Origin of the sequence: Eubacterium sp. MSJ-13 (genome assembly GCF_018918235.1) — a bacterium.
Taxonomy (GTDB): Bacteria; Bacillota; Clostridia; order Lachnospirales; family Lachnospiraceae; genus Butyribacter.
The window spans coordinates 1-15,815 of record NZ_JAHLQE010000038.1 but is presented as its reverse complement, the minus strand read 5'-3'; the positions used below and the strand labels follow the sequence as shown (position 1 = coordinate 15,815).

The following is a 15,815-nucleotide window of genomic DNA, read 5'->3' as shown; positions in this document are numbered from 1 at the left end:
AAAAGAATATAAAAGTTTAACTTTAATAGGAATTATAATGGCATTTTTTGTTGGTTTATTGACGAATCAAATTACTGATATAATTGGTATGTACAAAGGAACAGTTACACCAGAAAGAATAAAAGGTACTCTTATTATAAGTGGCGTTATTTTTATTATATGTGTTGTAATTGCTTTTGGATTGTTTATTTCAGAAATAATTAAGATGTTGGAAAGGAATAATGATGAGAGAGATAGTTCCAGGGAAGATATATAGGCATTTTAAAGGGAAAAAATATAAGGTGTTTGGAACAGCAATACATTCAGAGAGTGGAGAAAAATATGTAGTATATATGTCACTATATGGTGATTTTCAAACATATATAAGACCATATGATATGTTTGTGTCAGAGGTTGATAAAGAAAAATATCCTGAAGTCACACAAAAATATAGATTTGAAGAAATTGAAAATACTAATGATTAAAAATAATATTGCTGCAATTCAAATACTTTTATAAAGTAAAAATAAGAATAGAAAATCCCCCGAAAGTTTGGTCCACTTTCAGGGGTTTTGTTTTGTTCAAAATGGAACATATTATGTGTCTGACGACATTATATCATATGCAAAATCTATTTGCAATATGCAAGGGATATATCACTGTTCAAAACAACAGTCATTTCCTGCGTTTCTTTATCCCAGACAAAGTGGTCTACAACTTCCAGCAACGCATTATGCTTCTCAATATCATTTGAATTTTCATCTTTTATAATATCAATCAATGCTTGAAAGTCAACAGCTCTGTGAACTGATGCAGGATGAACAGTTACAGAGGCAGCTTCAAGTTTTTCGTTAAGTTCCTCACGTCTTTTATTTATAAGTTCTTTATTTGCTTTGTATTCTTCTAAAGTATCTACCTCATTTATATATGCATCTTTGATACGCTTCATTTTTGTATCAAGCGATTTAAGCTCTTTTAAGATATATTTACGTTCCGTATTTTCGGTGTTGATGACATTTAGATCGTAGTCATAATAAAATCCTGCCTCAGATAGTTCTTCGAGGATTGTAAGCACCTCTTCTTCAGCCTTTTTTAATGTGATGCCATTTCGTGTAGAGCAAAGTCCCTTTGCGTATTTCCAACAACAAAAACTTGGAGCTGTTTTAATACCATGTGCAAAACCGAGCGAAGCTCCGCACTTAGAACATTTAATCATTCCAGACAGCCAGTTAGCAAGAAGCGGGGCAGGACGCCGTTTTTTATTATAACCAGTGCGGAGTCGGTCATGTGTTCTGCGGTTTGCTGCTTTTGAGAATTGTTCATCAGATATGATAGCTTCATGTTTACCGTCAGAAATAATAACATCCGCAGAATCTTTTCTTTTATTGTGCTGTCTATCAAAATAATTCCATCGAATTTTCCCAATGTAAAAGGGGTTTTCAAGAATATACCCGATCGTACGAGTTTCAAAAAGCGATCCTCTTGTGGTTCTGTAACCAGCTTTGTTGAGTCTTACTGCTATGTCACACATCGGGATGTTTTGCTCAGTGTACATATCAAAAATCTTTCTGACAATTTCGGCTCCCTTAGGTTCAATCTGCGGGATTTTGCCACGCTCTTTAATGTAACCGATTGGTGTGTTTGCATTGTATCCGCCTTTTAAGGCTTTTTGTGTCATTCCACGCATAACTTCACTTGAAAGATTATACAGATAAAATTCGTCACTCCATTCAATGACCATTTCAATAAGGCGGCCGTACATTCCCTCAGTGATAGGTTCAGATATGCTTATAACATCAACATTACATTTTTTTCTAAGCACTGATTTATAATAAGTGCTCTCATCAATATTCCTGGCAAAACGAGAAAACTTCCAGAGAAGGATAGCATCGTAAGGATGTGATTTGTCTTTGCAGGTCGCAATCATCTCCTGAAAAGCTGGGCGTTTATCTGCTTTTTTTCCGGAGATGCCTTTATCTTCTTGATAAATTCGTGTCAATAACATATTGTGTTGCTCTGCATAATCCTTAATGAGCCTGATCTGACTTTCCGGAGAAAGTTCTTCCTGTTTGTCAGTTGAAACTCGGATGTATGCACAGACTTCTTTTAATTTTTCAGACATGGTTTCTTCCTCCTTAAAATTTGGTATAAAAATAAGCCTATACAAAAGAAAAGGCTTATGCTAAAATAAATATGCGTTATCTTTAGCTTTTAGCCATATTCTTTTGTGGGTAAAGCATAAGATTTTTGACCGTCCTTTGTGGGCGGTCATTTTTTGTATGTTTGCTTGTCGGAATCCGACAAGGTTATCACTTTCGTGAGTTCACAAAAATGGTTGGAAAATTTCTTTCAATGTTCATTAACAGTTTCCAGCTCATCAACGCTCATTTCACTGTAAAAGTCTTGACTTTGTATATGGCGTATCTCGTGCCAGTATGCTTCCAATCTTTTTTCATAGGTGAGTCTTGCATTTAGAAATATGCTGAAGCTGCCATCATCATTTATAGTTACAACTGCCGGAATAGAATTTCCGAAGTCTAAGATCTGTACATTTATATTATAATCGTCTTCCAGGTATGTCGCCTCCATTTCTTTTTAAATATATTATAATATAGATGGCAAAGTTTTACAATATATATCGAACATTAGTTTTTGATAAGGAATAGAAAACCCCCGAGAGTATGCGACACTTTCGGGGGTTTTGTTTGTGTTCACTATGGAACAATAATTTCTCTTTGTCTGCAGACATTTATCATATGCAAAAATCATTTGCAATATACAAAAATACAAAAATAACCTCTACAAAGAAATGGGGAATTTAATATCTGTCGGAATCCGACAAGGCTAGTATTTCCAATATTATAGGAAATACAATGTTCTATAAGAGATTAAAGTTCTTCTAATATACTTGCAACTTTTCTTTTTCTGCCAATATTACCTGTATTATTTTTTTCTAATACTTCTATAGCAAATTCAATCTGATTTTTTATCCAACTTAAATTGTCTAGCAGTTCGTCTTCTGAAATAATACATAATACTTTATCAAATTCTAATTCAATAATATGCCTGCTATAATTTTCATTTTTTTCTTTATTTAAATAATTTTCACATTTGCAAAAAAAATCATAAGCTTTATCATCTTTTGTAGTACCATAAGGATAATTATTTAATTTATTATTTAACATAAGTGCACGACACAGATATTTATCTTTTATTGTTAATGAAAGAGAATAGTTTTCGTGTGAAGTTCCTTTTCTTAACTTGACACCACTAAAAAGTTTCTGTAAAAATTGTAAAGAGTATCCATATTCCATATATAATTTTTTTACATCTTCAAGAATAGGACATATTATTATTTTATTTACTTTCTCGCTTTGTAAATCATATAACATGGTAAAATATGAATCATATAATACAGAAGATGATTCTTCTATCCACCTATGCAATAATTTTGCCTGGGTATCGTCAACTAATTTACATGTGTACCATGCAGCAAAATATTCTTGAAATGATCTGTGTGAAAATCTATATTCAAAACCTTCTTTAACTAACATACATACTGATTGTGTCAGATCATCTAGGTAATCCTCTATTCTAAAATTAAATTTATCAAATTTGTTCTTTGCGTTTTGTATATATTCTCTTATTTTTGATTCAGAAAATTGAAATTCAGATTTAAAATATGATTTAAAACAAATATATGAAAAAATCAACTTAAAATCTTCACATCCTAAACCTGTTCTTATATCTCTTACATATGAATCCTTTGTTGCATCATGAACATTAAATAATGTCACAAAAGCCTCATCGTAAAAATCATTTAACTTTTCAGGAATAGAGGCATGTTTTTGAAATGTAAGTAACATAATATTTAATAGTAAAGGATTTGATGCAAAAGAAATATACTTATCGTATAAACTATTAGATAATTCCTTATAGAATATATCCTTTACGGATTCATCAAATTCAATTTTTTTGATTAAATTTAGAGCCTGTTCTTTGTTTAATTTAAGCGATTTGAGTTCGTTAAAGTCATTCCAACCTATAAATTCATCTGATGGTCTTGATGACATAAAATACTTATTATCATTATATTTTTCACACAATGCTTTAATCTCAGATGTGATTTTATCAGTTTTATCTCTATTAACCTCATCATATCCATCAAAAAAAATTATATATGCACCTTCTTTCATACTATATTCAAAATATTCTTCACTTAGTTCAAACCCATTATCGTACAATGATTTATATATAGCTTCATATATTGAAATATCCTTTAAATCATATATATTAAAACTTCTTAATTCGAGCAACACTGGAATAAAAGTTGTTTCTTCTATGGTATTTAAAAATAAATGCTTAAATAATATTGATTTTCCTATACCGCCTGTTCCTGTTATTATAAATTTATTTCCGAGAGCTAATAAATTATTAATATTTCCTGTATCTATAGTTTTGCCATTAAAAAGAACACCTATACATATGTAAAATGAGTATATGTCCTTTGGGATGCTTCTGTATATAATAGTTTTTATTTTGCTATTTTTGCTTTTGGTATTTGTTAAATATCTTTCATATGCTGTTCTGTATCTTATATCATCTTTTACACTTAAATCATTAAAAAATTTTTTAATACCAGACCATGCATTTTTTAACGCTGTTTCTGTAACAGTGATAGCTACATTAGTCATTAATTCTTCATTATCTATATTGTTCATCATACATTCCTCCAAGATTGTTAAACTGTAATATAAATATATCACATTATTTTTTCTAATGACAGCATCTTCTAATTAAAAAGTGATTTTTTGATTTTTAAATCTTACATAATAAGGTAAAGGAGGTGATCATATGCAGGCTGTATTTATAAAAACGATTGAATACATAACATTGAGAATAGTTATGTCATTATTGAAATACATTTTTAATGACATATATAAGTCAATTAAAAAATATCTTGTTAGAAAGTTAAAGAAGAAAAAAGCTAAAAAGAATAAGAAGAAAAAGAAATAAGGAACAATATACAAAAATGCAAAAAGGCAGATGCTATATAGACATCTGCCTTAATTATTAAATGAAATAGGTGGGGTGACAATCCCACATCTCTTTAAGACCACAAGGGCGTGACGGCTGCCTGTTCCGTCCTCAGATTTCATTTATATGACTTTTGACTTATTAATGTTTAATTCTGTATATACAACAGCACCATTCAAGCGCAGTTCTTCGCTTGCCAGGTCAATATTGTCATTCCAGCTTATTCCAAAACCCCCAGCATCGACTTTAACCTGCTGATATAATCCGGGGATAGTTTTCAAGTCATTAAACACTTCCCACTTGTCAAAAAGTGGTTTTATGTCATATTCAGTTTTTACGCCATCTGTAAATAGTACAGATAGAATAAAGTTATCTTTAGGAGTAACAGTTTTTACACGATAAAACATAAATATCACCTCCATAAAATTAAAATTATTCCAATGGTGGAAGTTCTACAAAATTTATACTTTTCACAGCACCTGGCTTATAAAGTAAGGTCGTGAAAAGTATGAAAATTATTCAAGTCCTAATTCTTTTAATGCATCAGCTTCTGAAACAAATTCTTTACAATCCGGGTCTGTTTCAATCTCTTTTATCATTGATTTGTCCCAATCATCAGGTTCAACTTCTTTAATATCAGACCAAGTGTGTTTGGGAATATAATCTATTATAAAGTTCCACACTTCTTTGGCTGCATCTTCGTCCATGATGGAAACAGCACCGACAATTCTTTCTTTTATAGCATCCATATATTTCCCTCCTATTTTTTATATACTTGACCACGATTATCAATTTTTTCTATATAGCATACTTGCCCTTGCTTATTAAATATAATTCGATAATCGCCTACACGCAAACGGTATATATCTTTTGTATATCCTTGCATTTTTTTGATATCACCATAGGGTATTTTTTTTATAGCAGTTACTATTCTTTTTCGTGTTATAGTATCAACTTTTTTTAAGAATTTAAGTGCCTGTTTAGAATAGTAAATTTCCAAAATACAAATCACCTCCCTAATTTTTGCTGGAATTATCTATATCTCATTCCCCCTTCTCTTTCCTCTTTAATGCCATTAACATGCTGTGTACCGTCTGTAAATCCTCAGGCTCAGCATCCCTTGCGGCATCAAATAAAAGAGAGAGTTCTTTGTTATCGTATATTTCTTGAGCAATCTTACTGTGTGTCGGATTCCGACAGAAAATTATTCGTAATCTTCATTATCATCTTCATCATCAGAATAACTATCATCGGAGTAGTTACCATCGGTTTCAAGTGATGCACGATATTCGCTGGCAAGCATTGTTTTATTAAATTCAGCGGTTGGATCTATTTCTTCCACAAGCTTTTCAAGTTCATCTATTGATATTTTGAAAAATTCTTTGCGTAGATTAACTTTATTTACACGCTTGTCTGTTAGCATTTGATGCAATTTACTTTCAAGTGCTACGGCATCCTCTGAGAATATGAAACTGTGTACATCGAACTTAAATGGAACACTTGCACTTCCAAGTTCGTTTACTCTGTCTTGTGGTTCAAGACGGCGTGTCATTCCGACCTTAAATACATCTTCACCGAATGAGCCAAGGTTGCTTATTATGTAGACAGTTCCGGCTTTACCGTTCTGCAGGTTGGATATTTCTTCTTTCTTTAATACAACATCAGATAATTGATTCTGTAATTCAAGTATTCGCTTGTTAAGAGCATCCATTTCTTCTTGAGCTGCACTTTTAAGCTGTTCTTTTACTTTGTCAATTTCAGCTTTGTATTTATCTTCCTCTTTTGCAATCTTTTTCTTTTCAGCTTCCAATGCTTTGAGTTCGGCTGCTTCCTGACGCATCTTTTCTTTTAATGCAAGTTGTTCCTGCTTCTCTTTTTCTTTTTTTACATAATAGTTGTATTCAATTTTTGCGGCATTTATAAAAAGATATTCAAGCTGTCCTATAAATTTTGTAAGAGTACCGTATATCTGTTGGTTACCATTACCGGCAATTTCAAGATATTTCATAGTGACTTCTTTTATTTTATCGGTGGCTTTGTCAATAGTGCCGTATTTCAGATCAGATAAAATATTTTGAAGTTCCGAACGCAATGCTATAACCATGAGTGAATACATTGCTTTGTTTGATTTTGTAGTATATCTTGAAGAATATTGTTCCATCAGTTTTGTTATCTGTTTATCGTTTTCACGATATGCTTTGCGAAGCTCCTTTGAGTTCATGTATTGTAAATGTAAAAATACTGATGGAGCATAGGCATCAACAAGATTAAGATCTTCCTGTTTAAAAGTAAGTAGTTCGGAAGAAGGATCATATTCAAAGAAATTATTAATGGAGTATTTGATACTCTTGTAAAGTTCTCTGAATTTTGAAACTTTCTTTGCTTCTTTTTTAATAAGCTCTTTCTGCTTTGTTAATTCAAGATTTATCTCAGAATCAGCAGCAGCTTTTTGAATATTTATTGTGTGATTAAGATTCTGATATTCGTTAGTAACTTCCTGCAACTTTTTCTGCCTGTCGTTTATATCAGCTTTAAGTTTTTCAAGCCTGTTTTCAAGTATTGAAATTTCCTCAAGGCGTTCCGTAGTATCGAGTTCTTTGACTTTGTCCTCAAGTTCTTTGATCTGATATTTATGATTTTCTATAATCTGTTTTATTTCAGCTTCTTTTTTGTTAAGCAGGTAGAACTGATATCCTATAAGTCCGGCTGCAACAATAAGTGGAATAATAAGTTGCCAAAATATTGATGCAAGGCAGGCAATAGCACTTACAATAAGTATTTTCTTGATAAATTCTTTTTGGTTTTCCATATAATTCTCCTTTTTTGATTTGTTGGATTCAGACAAAGATATTATTTATTATATATTTGATTTAAAATCTCCTTCAAATAATCCTAACTCCATTGCTAATCTATACATATGTTTGCAAGGCAATCTTCTTACAAAATAATCACGACATGTACAAGTGTTTAAAGTTGTGTTGTAAGGTTTTTTCCCTGAGCCTTTAAAGATTCCCATTTTGTTTACATAATCTACTTCAGTTGGTGTGCATTTAGAAGATAATGCACTTTTTTGGCGTTTTAACTGGTCGGGTTCATTGTTTATGTCATCAGAAGCTTTTATACGAGCAAGTTTTTCTTTTTCTTTATTATAATCACGCGTAGAGTGGCGGTTTATTATTTCAATGATACCTAATTCAGCCGCTAATCTATACATATGTTTACAGGGCAATTTTCGTTCCTGAAAATCATGGCAGTTGCAAGTTGAAAGTGTTGTAGTGTAATAAGGCATATCAGATGTACTTGAACAGGTGGCGGTTTTCTTTTTTGGGTTCACTTTAATTGTAAAAGGATATGTAAAAGCTCTACCTTGTCTTTCTATTTGCGGTTGATCACAATGTATTGAATAGTCCCAATCTGTCCAGTCAGAAAGAATATGACATCTTCCGTAAATTTTTTCTTCATTATCCATAGCAGCTTCTCCTTTGATAAGTAATTTGTTTGATATTGTTTTATCTTATTCGCCCTTCTCTTTCCTCTTCAATGCCATTAACATGCTGTGTACAGTCTGTAAATCCTCAGGTTCAGCATCCCTTGCAGCATCAAATAAAAGAGAGAGTTCTTTGTTATCATATATTTCTTGAGCAATCTTACTTGTCTCAGGGTTGAAGTAGTAAGATTGGTTTTGATCATTAGTTTTATTTTCGTTCCAACCCATGATATAAGAAGGACTGCAATTAAATATTTTAGCCATTTGGGCTATTGTTGAACGTTTAATATTGATAACTCTACCGTTTTCATATTTTGCAATAGCAGATTTTTGTAAACCTAGTAAATCAGCAAGTTGTTCTTGTGAAAGATTTTTTTGCTTTCTTAGAGCTTTAATTCTTATAGCCATAATGTCCTTTGATTCTTTCATTGTTAAGCCCCCTTTTTCTTTGTTGTTCGGCTGCTTCTATATTAATTATATTTTTATCTAAAATTATTACATTATCTGGTAAAAGATCGGCACTGACTAAAAGGTAATCTTGTTTAACTTTTACAGATGTTCTTCTTTTGGTTGCAAGAAAAAAGTTTTCTTGAATCTCTTTAGAAGTTAAAATTTTATTTTGTTTAAGTTGCTCTAATGAGAAGACACCATGTTTTGCACAACAATTTACTATTTCCATTGCACGATTTATAGCTTTGTTACTTCTGTCAAATGTTTCTAATGAAATTAATAAAGCCATATCTTTATTCCACTCACAGTAATATCCATGTTCGCCGTAAATTTTTTTGAGTATTGAATATATAATGGCATGTGATTTCAAACCACATTCCAGCATAACAAGATTGATTGCTTTATCGGCAGTGCATTTTGTTGGAAAACAATCTAAACCTTCTTTGTTATTCATAAATTTATCCTCCATAACCATATAATAAAATTTATGTTTTAAAACTTACATTGTTTTGAATTCTTAAATAATTTAATTTTACTATATATTTTATTTGGTTGCAAGAAATACCGGAAAAAGTGTCTTAAAAATCAAAAAAATATATTGACATAATGAATAAGGAGTGATATTCTTTAAGTGTCTTTAAAAGACACGAAGGAGGAAAACTAATGAACAAAAATGCTCTTTTGTCAATAATGCAATTCTATGGTGATACTGGTGGTAAATTGGCAAAATATTTAAATATTGCGCGTACAACATTTTCCGCAAAGCTTAATGAAACTAATGGGGCAGAGTTTACACAGAACGAAATAAAACTTATAAAAAATAAATATAATCTTTGTGCAGAGCAAATAGACTTTATTTTTTTTAACTAAGGGTGTCTTTAAAAGACACTGACTGACAAGTTATTATTGGTTTGAACAATATTTAAAGCGAGGTGAGAGTGATGGATAAATTAAAAGAAATCTTGTCACATAAAAATGTTGAGATTATAGAAAGCTATATTGGCAACATAGAGCAGGATATGGGTGACATGGATAAGAAAATAGAAAACATAAAAGCTTTACAGACAGAACTTGAACATAGAACTGCCGTTGAGAAACTTGCTGAGAAGATGATTATTGATGGAAAGTTTGAAGAAGCGAATGAGCTTCTTGATTCATTGGATGATGATAAGGTCAGAGAGCTGATGGAAGAATGTCCGGAGGAAGAGATTAAGGAAGTGAGAACAACGGAAGAATTAAAAAGACATATTGGTGTGAGAGAGTCTGAGAATTATTTTGATGCCATTAGCGATGATGAAGTGAAATCTATAGAAAAGGCGGTGCAAGAAGAACCTGCACCGCTGGAAACTCAGAATTATTTTATTATTCCTGATAATGACAGTCAGATAATAACAATTATGCCTGATATTGAAGGGGCAGTTTTAAAATTGGATAAAACAAATGCACTTATTTTGGCTTCGATTATTCAATATCATGTCCGTAGATTGTAATGATTTTGCCTGAACCAGTTTTAGGAAAAGAACAACGATGATTTTGTTTAAGCCATTTATAAGCACAGTGTTTAAGTTCAGATTTTGTGAGTTTTCTATAAGCGACACAATGTAGAGTAAAATCACCAATTTTTGCTTTGGTGACAATATTTGGTGGTGAAAAGTCATTAAACATATAAAGTTCTCCTTTCTTTTAATACTTGGCTACTGCAATAGCCTGTATCAAGAGTATAGGGGGATGAAGTGCAAAAATCAAGAAGTGAGGTGAGAACAGTTGGAAGAAAAAGCGGTTAATAATATTATGCAGATTCTTACACAGGATGGACTGACTGTTGAACAGTCAAAAAGCATACTTGATAGAGTTCAACTTATATTCATGGAAAGTTCCCAGAACTTCCTTAATAGTTGTGACGCTAAGGAAGTTTTGGGAACACCAAGCAGGTATGATGTTGCACTGCCAGAGTGTGAAGATAATTTTTCAAAGGAAGATAAGGAAACTTTAATTGAATATATTGCAGGTATAAATGAGCCATGCACTAAAGAAGATGAGATACAAAGAGCTGAAACGATTGGCAGAATGTTTGCTGTATTGAAAAAGCCGGAAGATGCATATGCACTTAGATTTGCATTGAGCAATCTTATAACTTCGATACATACAAATACATCTTTTCAGATTGTAGTTAATTATGACAAAGATTTAAAAAAAGTAAAAATAAATTACAGTAATAATTCAGAAAAATTTTTGAAATGATTGCAAGCCAATATACATATTACTTGTCGGATTCCGACAAGACATTAAGGTCAAAATCTGAACATAAAATAAAACAAAAGCAGAAAAGGAGAAAATTATGGCAGAAAAGAAAAAGATAACGCATAAGATACTCGTACCAACTAAAGATGGCGGGTATGTAGATTTTAATGATCTGTCAGAGGAACAGAAGCAGTACATAAGAAAACAAGTCTTTACAAGGTTTGCTGACAGTTACATGGCACAGCTTGGATATACAAGAGAACAGGATGAAACTGTCGAAGCTGTTTCACAGAAATAATACTTGCTGTGCTATCGGCATGACGGGCTGTTGTTTCTCCTGCATGGGGCGGGCTTGCCCGTCCCTATGATATGAGGACAACAAAAATACATGATAAGGAGAATCTTTGCATAAAAAACAAACACAATACAAATCAGGTGATCCATTCTTTGTAATGATTTGTCACGATTGTGGCAGAAAAGTATGGAGTACAAGAAGAGTAAATGAAAAATGCAGCAAGTGTGGTAGTTCCAATGTGAAAACTGAGGCACCATACCACACGATTGAGAAACACAAAAAATAATATTCAGGAGGAACAACATTATGAAGACAATTTGTATTGCCGGGTTGAAGGGTGGTATTGGCAAGACCACCACCACGACAACCCTTGCTTATTTATTACAGGCAGAAAAAGAAAAGAGAGTGCTTTTGATTGATGCGGATTGTCAGGCTAATGCAACTATGACATATGGTGTTGAGCCGTCAGATGATGGTATTGCAGATATTATGTCATATGCACTAAAAGGCGATACGCCGGATATCAAAAAACACATTGTAACTACGGACTATGGTGTGGATATTGTTCCGTCATCTACAGGCTTACAGGTTGTAAATGGTCGCTTGCAGGTGGAGAGGGAACATAGTCAGATTGATGTTTTGAAAAGGGCATTATCTGAGATTGAAAATGAATATGATTACTGTATTATTGACTGCGGTTTGCAGCTTGATATTACGGTTTTAAATGCTATATGTGCTTCTAATCTTGTGCTCAGTCCACATAAAATCGGTGGATTTGAGGAACAGGGAAGTGATGTATCTGTTGAAAGTCTTGCAATTAAACTTACAATGCTTAATAACGGGATAGAGCTTGTTGAAAAGGCTGCAATGCTTACTGATGATAAACTTGCGGCTGCATTATTAAGATATTGTACAACACCGGGAATGAGCTTTAGAGAGTTGTGCGGTGTTGAAACTGTAAACTGTAGCGAAAGCACATTTTACAGAAAAAGAAGTGAGTTTTTCAGAATACTGGACAAACTCAAGGAAGAAAGTTTTTATTCAGAACTGCCTAGAAAATATAGGACGGTTGAGAAACATCATAGAGGCAAGTGGACCTCATAGTTTATTATTATTTTTGTACTTAGCTTGTATATTTTACTTCAACTACCTGGGGAAAATATATGGGTTAATATAAATATTTTTATTTTTTAGTGTGTATGCTTTTATCTGAGAAATCAGGGGGAGTATATGTGCTGTGATTAAGGGAAGGTGCCGATTATTCGGACGGATGTCAGTTGATCGGATCAAAGATTGTATGAACTTAAAGATAGAGATCATTTTAAGTACGGTTATATAATAGAAAATTTGGCAGATACAATTGAGCTGATAAAGGCAGGTGGTAAAGGTGGAGAGAGCAAGTGATACTGAAAGATTTTATCAATGCCTAACTTGTGCTTATATAGAAAGCTGTAATTTAGATGAAAAATCGGAAGATGAAAGAGGAATGTGTAAGGAACATTGTGTTGATAAAGATTTTGAAAAAGATATATTAAATTAAAGTAATAAGGTGCAAACATGGGGGAGCTTATTTTACATCCTTGTAACAAAGATTACTGTAGTGAATGTATTTACAGTAGAAAGAATAAAAGGGCGGTCGAAAGATCGTCTTTTTATAATGAATAATGTGTAAATAATGCGTATTAAACTATTGACAGATGTGTAAAAAATGTGTATTATATATACATAAGGAGGGTACAAAATGAAGCAAAGAGAACTTGTAAAAAAGCTCGAAAGTGCGGGATTTGAATTTGTCAGACATGGTGGAAATCATGATATCTATAAAAGAGGTGATGACGAAGAAAAAATTCCGAGACATCGAGAAATAAATGAAAAACTGGCGAAAGCAATATTGAGAAAATGGGGATTATAAAAATCCCCTGGCTCAATATATTGTTATATATGCATTTGATATTTGGAGGGTGATTGTATGAAGGTGACATATCCGGTTATTTTTACAGATGTTGATACAAATATTTTGATTGAAATACCAGATTTAGGTATTTTGACAGAAGCGAATGAGGAAGGTAGACCAAAGGGAAGCATAGCAGATGCGATTACAATGGCAAGGGACGCTATCGGATTAAGCTGTATAGAAGCGGAAGATGATGGTAAAGAAGTGGTGCATCCATCTGAAATAAAAGATATAGATGTATCTAAGGGAACATTTTTTGAAGATGGAACAGGTATTGTGTCTTTGGTTGATGTTGATTTATCGGTATATAGAAGAATGTTAGATAATAAAATGGTTCGTAGGAATGTAACATTACCAAACTGGTTAAATCAGGAAGCAGAAAAATCACATATCAATGTTTCTAAGGTGTTGCAGGAGGCATTGATGGCAAGATTGGGGGTATCAAGATAATAAAATAAAACAAGTTTCCTGTCGGATTCCGACAAAATAAATTTTAAAAAGTTGGGAGGCAGGGACAGCAAAAAAGTGATATAATGCTAATATCGCAAAAATAGGAATCAAAGGAGAAAGCAATAGTTTTCTCCTTTTTTGTGCCTAAGTTCAAGGAGGTGATAGGAGTGAATACGGTTGAACCAATTCGTGATATAAATACGGTCATGGATATCGCGGATTATTTGAGAAGCAAGAATGAAAGAGATTATGTAATGTTCATGTTTGGAATTTATACAGGACTTAGGATATCTGATATACTAAAATTTCGGGTGCGTGATGTTAAAGGAAAAGATGCGATTTATCTTAGAGAAAAAAAGACAGGGAAAGAAAAAAGATTTCCGCTTAATGCCGAACTAAAACCGATTATTGAAGATTATATATCTGACAAGAAAGATTATGAATATCTCTTTAAAGCATGCAGGAGTGGTAATAAAGCAATAAGCAGACAGCAGGCATACAAAATACTGTCGGCAGCAGGCAGGAAGTTCAACATTGATAAGGTGGGAACACATACACTCAGAAAAACATTTGGGTATCATATGTATCAGCAGACGCACGATGCAGTAACAATAAAAGAGATTTTAAATCATGCAGACATAAGTGTAACATTGAGATATATTGGTATCAATCAGGATAACAAGGACAAAGCAATAAAAGGTTTATCGTTTAGAAAGAGGGGGAGAGCATAAGGCTCTTTTTTATTTATGTTGAATCTAAAAAATTGGCATAAGATTTATTTTTTCATGTGTTAGTTGTCATATTGTGACTATGTAAACTTTAGTTAATATTTTTTTATGCACTTTAATGAAAGAATACAGTTTAAGAGAAGTTTGAGCTTGATGAAAACGGCAAGGTTGTAGCTTATCATATATCATCACAGTTTCCGGGTGAGTATAACTCTGCAGAAACAAAATGGACGAGAGTTGCAAAACGTGGGGACAAAACAGGAAATCCAAATATATTACATGTGTTCAATGGGGAACGTGCTGACCAATACAGAGGCGTTCCTTTTTTAGCACCTGTTGTTTCTACGATTAAACAACTTACGAGATATACAGAAGCTGAAATAATGGCAGCAGTCATAAATTCAATGTCTGATGCGGCTGTTGTGATGATACACAACACACAGGCAGCGTGGGGTAGAGAAACATATAAACTTGTAAAAACAGTTCAGAAGATGTATCCGGTAATTCAGTTTTTAAAAGACAGATACTTTCCGGATGGACCTGTTTATTATTCAGAAAAGGCGCTTATCGAGTTCAAGAAAAAAGGACGAAAGATTGCGCCTTTTGTTATTCCGCTTATAAATGGAATAGTTATGGAAAAAGATGGCTACAGAACGGATATCGTGGATGCACCGTATATTGCACCAAAATGTGTGATTACTGCAAAGGAATTGGAGAAAAAAGCTTTTGGAGAGTCTCCGGAGTCTGGCAGAAGTCCTGAACAGCGTGAAAATGAAATTGAATCAGAGTGTATTGATGATAATCGTAAGGCTATCCTCAGAAGACATGAGCAGATGTGTGCAGAACTTCTTTTGACAGGGCAGGTTATGATGAAACACTATGCTACAGCGGAAGATGCTGCAAGGGGTGAAAATTATGACCTTAAATATCTTCGTTAAGGAACTTGCAAGTGATTCGATAGGAACACAAGGATATGCCGCTGCAATGAACGATAATATTTTTTCTGTTGTGTTTGGCTACTATGCAGATTACAAAGTGCCTGTGAATGGAACAATATATTGCTTTGAGATAAATCTTAGTACAATGCAAGGAAATTTAAAAAGTTATCCAAATATAACTGAAGGAGACATATATGTTGGGACGAAAACATTAAATAGAAGATATAAGCCTTTTTTTATTACTAAAAATTATTTT

25 protein-coding genes and 1 pseudogene are annotated in these 15,815 nt (G+C 32.8%); 15 read left to right on the top strand and 11 right to left on the bottom strand.

The window, feature by feature from the left end:
• Together KQI69_RS02505 and KQI69_RS02500 are read left to right on the top strand one after the other, a co-directional pair.
• On the top strand, nt 1-256 hold a 256-nt coding region (locus KQI69_RS02505), incomplete at its 5' end, for a hypothetical protein (protein WP_216563708.1).
• Nucleotides 225-464, top strand: a complete 240-nt coding sequence (locus KQI69_RS02500; RefSeq protein WP_216563707.1) for a DUF1653 domain-containing protein — start codon at nt 225-227, stop codon at nt 462-464. The genes KQI69_RS02505 and KQI69_RS02500, both read left to right, overlap by 32 nt.
• A 146-nt stretch (nt 465-610) precedes the next feature.
• Here KQI69_RS02500 and KQI69_RS02495 read toward each other — a convergent pair whose 3' ends face one another.
• From KQI69_RS02495 to KQI69_RS02485, 3 genes are all read right to left on the bottom strand, one after another.
• On the bottom strand, nt 611-2,101 hold the full coding sequence (locus KQI69_RS02495) for a recombinase family protein (RefSeq protein WP_216563706.1): 1,491 nt from the start codon (nt 2,099-2,101) through the stop codon (nt 611-613).
• Nucleotides 2,102-2,328: 227 nt separating this feature from the next.
• Nucleotides 2,329-2,568 carry a hypothetical protein gene (locus KQI69_RS02490; protein WP_216563705.1) on the bottom strand — a complete coding sequence of 80 codons (240 nt, stop codon included), beginning with the start codon at nt 2,566-2,568 and terminating at the stop codon, nt 2,329-2,331.
• Between the two features lie 299 nt (nt 2,569-2,867).
• A complete protein-coding gene (locus KQI69_RS02485) occupies nt 2,868-4,703 on the bottom strand; it encodes an NACHT domain-containing NTPase (protein ID WP_216563704.1) in 1,836 nt (611 codons plus the stop codon).
• Nucleotides 4,704-4,833: 130 nt separating this feature from the next.
• Between KQI69_RS02485 and KQI69_RS02480 the strand changes: the two genes are divergently transcribed.
• On the top strand, nt 4,834-4,995 hold the full coding sequence (locus KQI69_RS02480) for a hypothetical protein (protein WP_216563703.1): 162 nt from the start codon (nt 4,834-4,836) through the stop codon (nt 4,993-4,995).
• Between the two features lie 143 nt (nt 4,996-5,138).
• Here KQI69_RS02480 and KQI69_RS02475 read toward each other — a convergent pair whose 3' ends face one another.
• From KQI69_RS02475 to KQI69_RS02445, 7 genes are all read right to left on the bottom strand, one after another.
• A complete protein-coding gene (locus tag KQI69_RS02475; RefSeq protein ID WP_216563702.1) occupies nt 5,139-5,423 on the bottom strand; it encodes a DUF2442 domain-containing protein in 285 nt (94 codons plus the stop codon).
• Nucleotides 5,424-5,531: 108 nt separating this feature from the next.
• On the bottom strand, nt 5,532-5,765 hold the full coding sequence (locus KQI69_RS02470; protein ID WP_216563701.1) for a hypothetical protein: 234 nt from the start codon (nt 5,763-5,765) through the stop codon (nt 5,532-5,534).
• 11 nt (nt 5,766-5,776) lie between these two features.
• Nucleotides 5,777-6,016: a type II toxin-antitoxin system RelE/ParE family toxin gene (locus KQI69_RS02465; RefSeq protein WP_253288963.1), complete on the bottom strand. Its 240-nt coding sequence runs from the start codon at nt 6,014-6,016 to the stop codon at nt 5,777-5,779.
• A 204-nt stretch (nt 6,017-6,220) separates the two neighbouring features.
• Complete coding sequence (locus KQI69_RS02460; RefSeq protein ID WP_216563700.1) at nt 6,221-7,825, bottom strand: GIY-YIG nuclease family protein; 1,605 nt, start codon at nt 7,823-7,825, stop codon at nt 6,221-6,223.
• A 48-nt stretch (nt 7,826-7,873) separates the two neighbouring features.
• Entirely contained in the window at nt 7,874-8,485 is a 612-nt protein-coding gene (locus KQI69_RS02455; RefSeq protein WP_216563699.1) for an SWIM zinc finger family protein, read from the bottom strand.
• A 45-nt stretch (nt 8,486-8,530) separates the two neighbouring features.
• Nucleotides 8,531-8,932, bottom strand: a complete 402-nt coding sequence (locus KQI69_RS10350; RefSeq protein WP_253288962.1) for a helix-turn-helix domain-containing protein — start codon at nt 8,930-8,932, stop codon at nt 8,531-8,533.
• The gene (locus KQI69_RS02445; RefSeq protein ID WP_216563698.1) at nt 8,895-9,407 is read right to left on the bottom strand and encodes a DUF4373 domain-containing protein; all 513 of its coding nucleotides are present in this window, start codon (nt 9,405-9,407) and stop codon (nt 8,895-8,897) included. Before KQI69_RS02445 ends, KQI69_RS10350 begins: the two co-directional genes overlap by 38 nt.
• A gap of 209 nt (nt 9,408-9,616) precedes the next feature.
• On the opposite strand from KQI69_RS02445, the gene KQI69_RS02440 reads away from it, so the two are divergent.
• The gene (locus tag KQI69_RS02440; RefSeq protein ID WP_216563697.1) at nt 9,617-9,823 is read left to right on the top strand and encodes a hypothetical protein; all 207 of its coding nucleotides are present in this window, start codon (nt 9,617-9,619) and stop codon (nt 9,821-9,823) included.
• 71 nt (nt 9,824-9,894) lie between these two features.
• The gene (locus tag KQI69_RS02435) at nt 9,895-10,443 is read left to right on the top strand and encodes a hypothetical protein (protein ID WP_216563696.1); all 549 of its coding nucleotides are present in this window, start codon (nt 9,895-9,897) and stop codon (nt 10,441-10,443) included.
• Here KQI69_RS02435 and KQI69_RS02430 read toward each other — a convergent pair.
• Nucleotides 10,415-10,618, bottom strand: a complete 204-nt coding sequence (locus KQI69_RS02430) for a hypothetical protein (protein WP_216563695.1) — start codon at nt 10,616-10,618, stop codon at nt 10,415-10,417. The genes KQI69_RS02435 and KQI69_RS02430 overlap by 29 nt on opposite strands.
• A gap of 99 nt (nt 10,619-10,717) precedes the next feature.
• On the opposite strand from KQI69_RS02430, the gene KQI69_RS02425 reads away from it, so the two are divergent.
• From KQI69_RS02425 to KQI69_RS02385, 10 genes and pseudogenes are all read left to right on the top strand, one after another.
• The gene (locus KQI69_RS02425; RefSeq protein WP_216563694.1) at nt 10,718-11,194 is read left to right on the top strand and encodes a hypothetical protein; all 477 of its coding nucleotides are present in this window, start codon (nt 10,718-10,720) and stop codon (nt 11,192-11,194) included.
• Between the two features lie 97 nt (nt 11,195-11,291).
• On the top strand, nt 11,292-11,492 hold the full coding sequence (locus KQI69_RS02420) for a hypothetical protein (RefSeq protein WP_216563693.1): 201 nt from the start codon (nt 11,292-11,294) through the stop codon (nt 11,490-11,492).
• A gap of 303 nt (nt 11,493-11,795) precedes the next feature.
• On the top strand, nt 11,796-12,593 hold the full coding sequence (locus KQI69_RS02415) for a ParA family protein (RefSeq protein WP_216563692.1): 798 nt from the start codon (nt 11,796-11,798) through the stop codon (nt 12,591-12,593).
• Nucleotides 12,594-12,876: 283 nt separating this feature from the next.
• The gene (locus KQI69_RS02410; protein WP_216563691.1) at nt 12,877-13,029 is read left to right on the top strand and encodes a hypothetical protein; all 153 of its coding nucleotides are present in this window, start codon (nt 12,877-12,879) and stop codon (nt 13,027-13,029) included.
• Nucleotides 13,030-13,230: 201 nt separating this feature from the next.
• Nucleotides 13,231-13,401 (top strand): type II toxin-antitoxin system HicA family toxin, encoded by a 171-nt coding sequence (locus KQI69_RS02405; RefSeq protein WP_216563690.1) that lies wholly within the window; start codon nt 13,231-13,233, stop codon nt 13,399-13,401.
• 57 nt (nt 13,402-13,458) lie between these two features.
• Nucleotides 13,459-13,893, top strand: a complete 435-nt coding sequence (locus KQI69_RS02400) for a type II toxin-antitoxin system HicB family antitoxin (RefSeq protein ID WP_216563689.1) — start codon at nt 13,459-13,461, stop codon at nt 13,891-13,893.
• 167 nt (nt 13,894-14,060) lie between these two features.
• Nucleotides 14,061-14,624, top strand: a complete 564-nt coding sequence (locus tag KQI69_RS02395; RefSeq protein WP_216563688.1) for a site-specific integrase — start codon at nt 14,061-14,063, stop codon at nt 14,622-14,624.
• A 155-nt stretch (nt 14,625-14,779) separates the two neighbouring features.
• Nucleotides 14,780-15,058 (top strand): annotated as a pseudogene (locus tag KQI69_RS10555) (phage portal protein); the annotation flags it as partial.
• Nucleotides 15,047-15,559 carry a major capsid protein gene (locus KQI69_RS02390; protein ID WP_256442215.1) on the top strand — a complete coding sequence of 171 codons (513 nt, stop codon included), beginning with the start codon at nt 15,047-15,049 and terminating at the stop codon, nt 15,557-15,559. The pseudogene KQI69_RS10555 and the gene KQI69_RS02390, both read left to right, overlap by 12 nt.
• On the top strand, nt 15,537-15,815 hold a 279-nt coding region (locus KQI69_RS02385), incomplete at its 3' end, for a hypothetical protein (protein ID WP_216563686.1). The genes KQI69_RS02390 and KQI69_RS02385, both read left to right, overlap by 23 nt.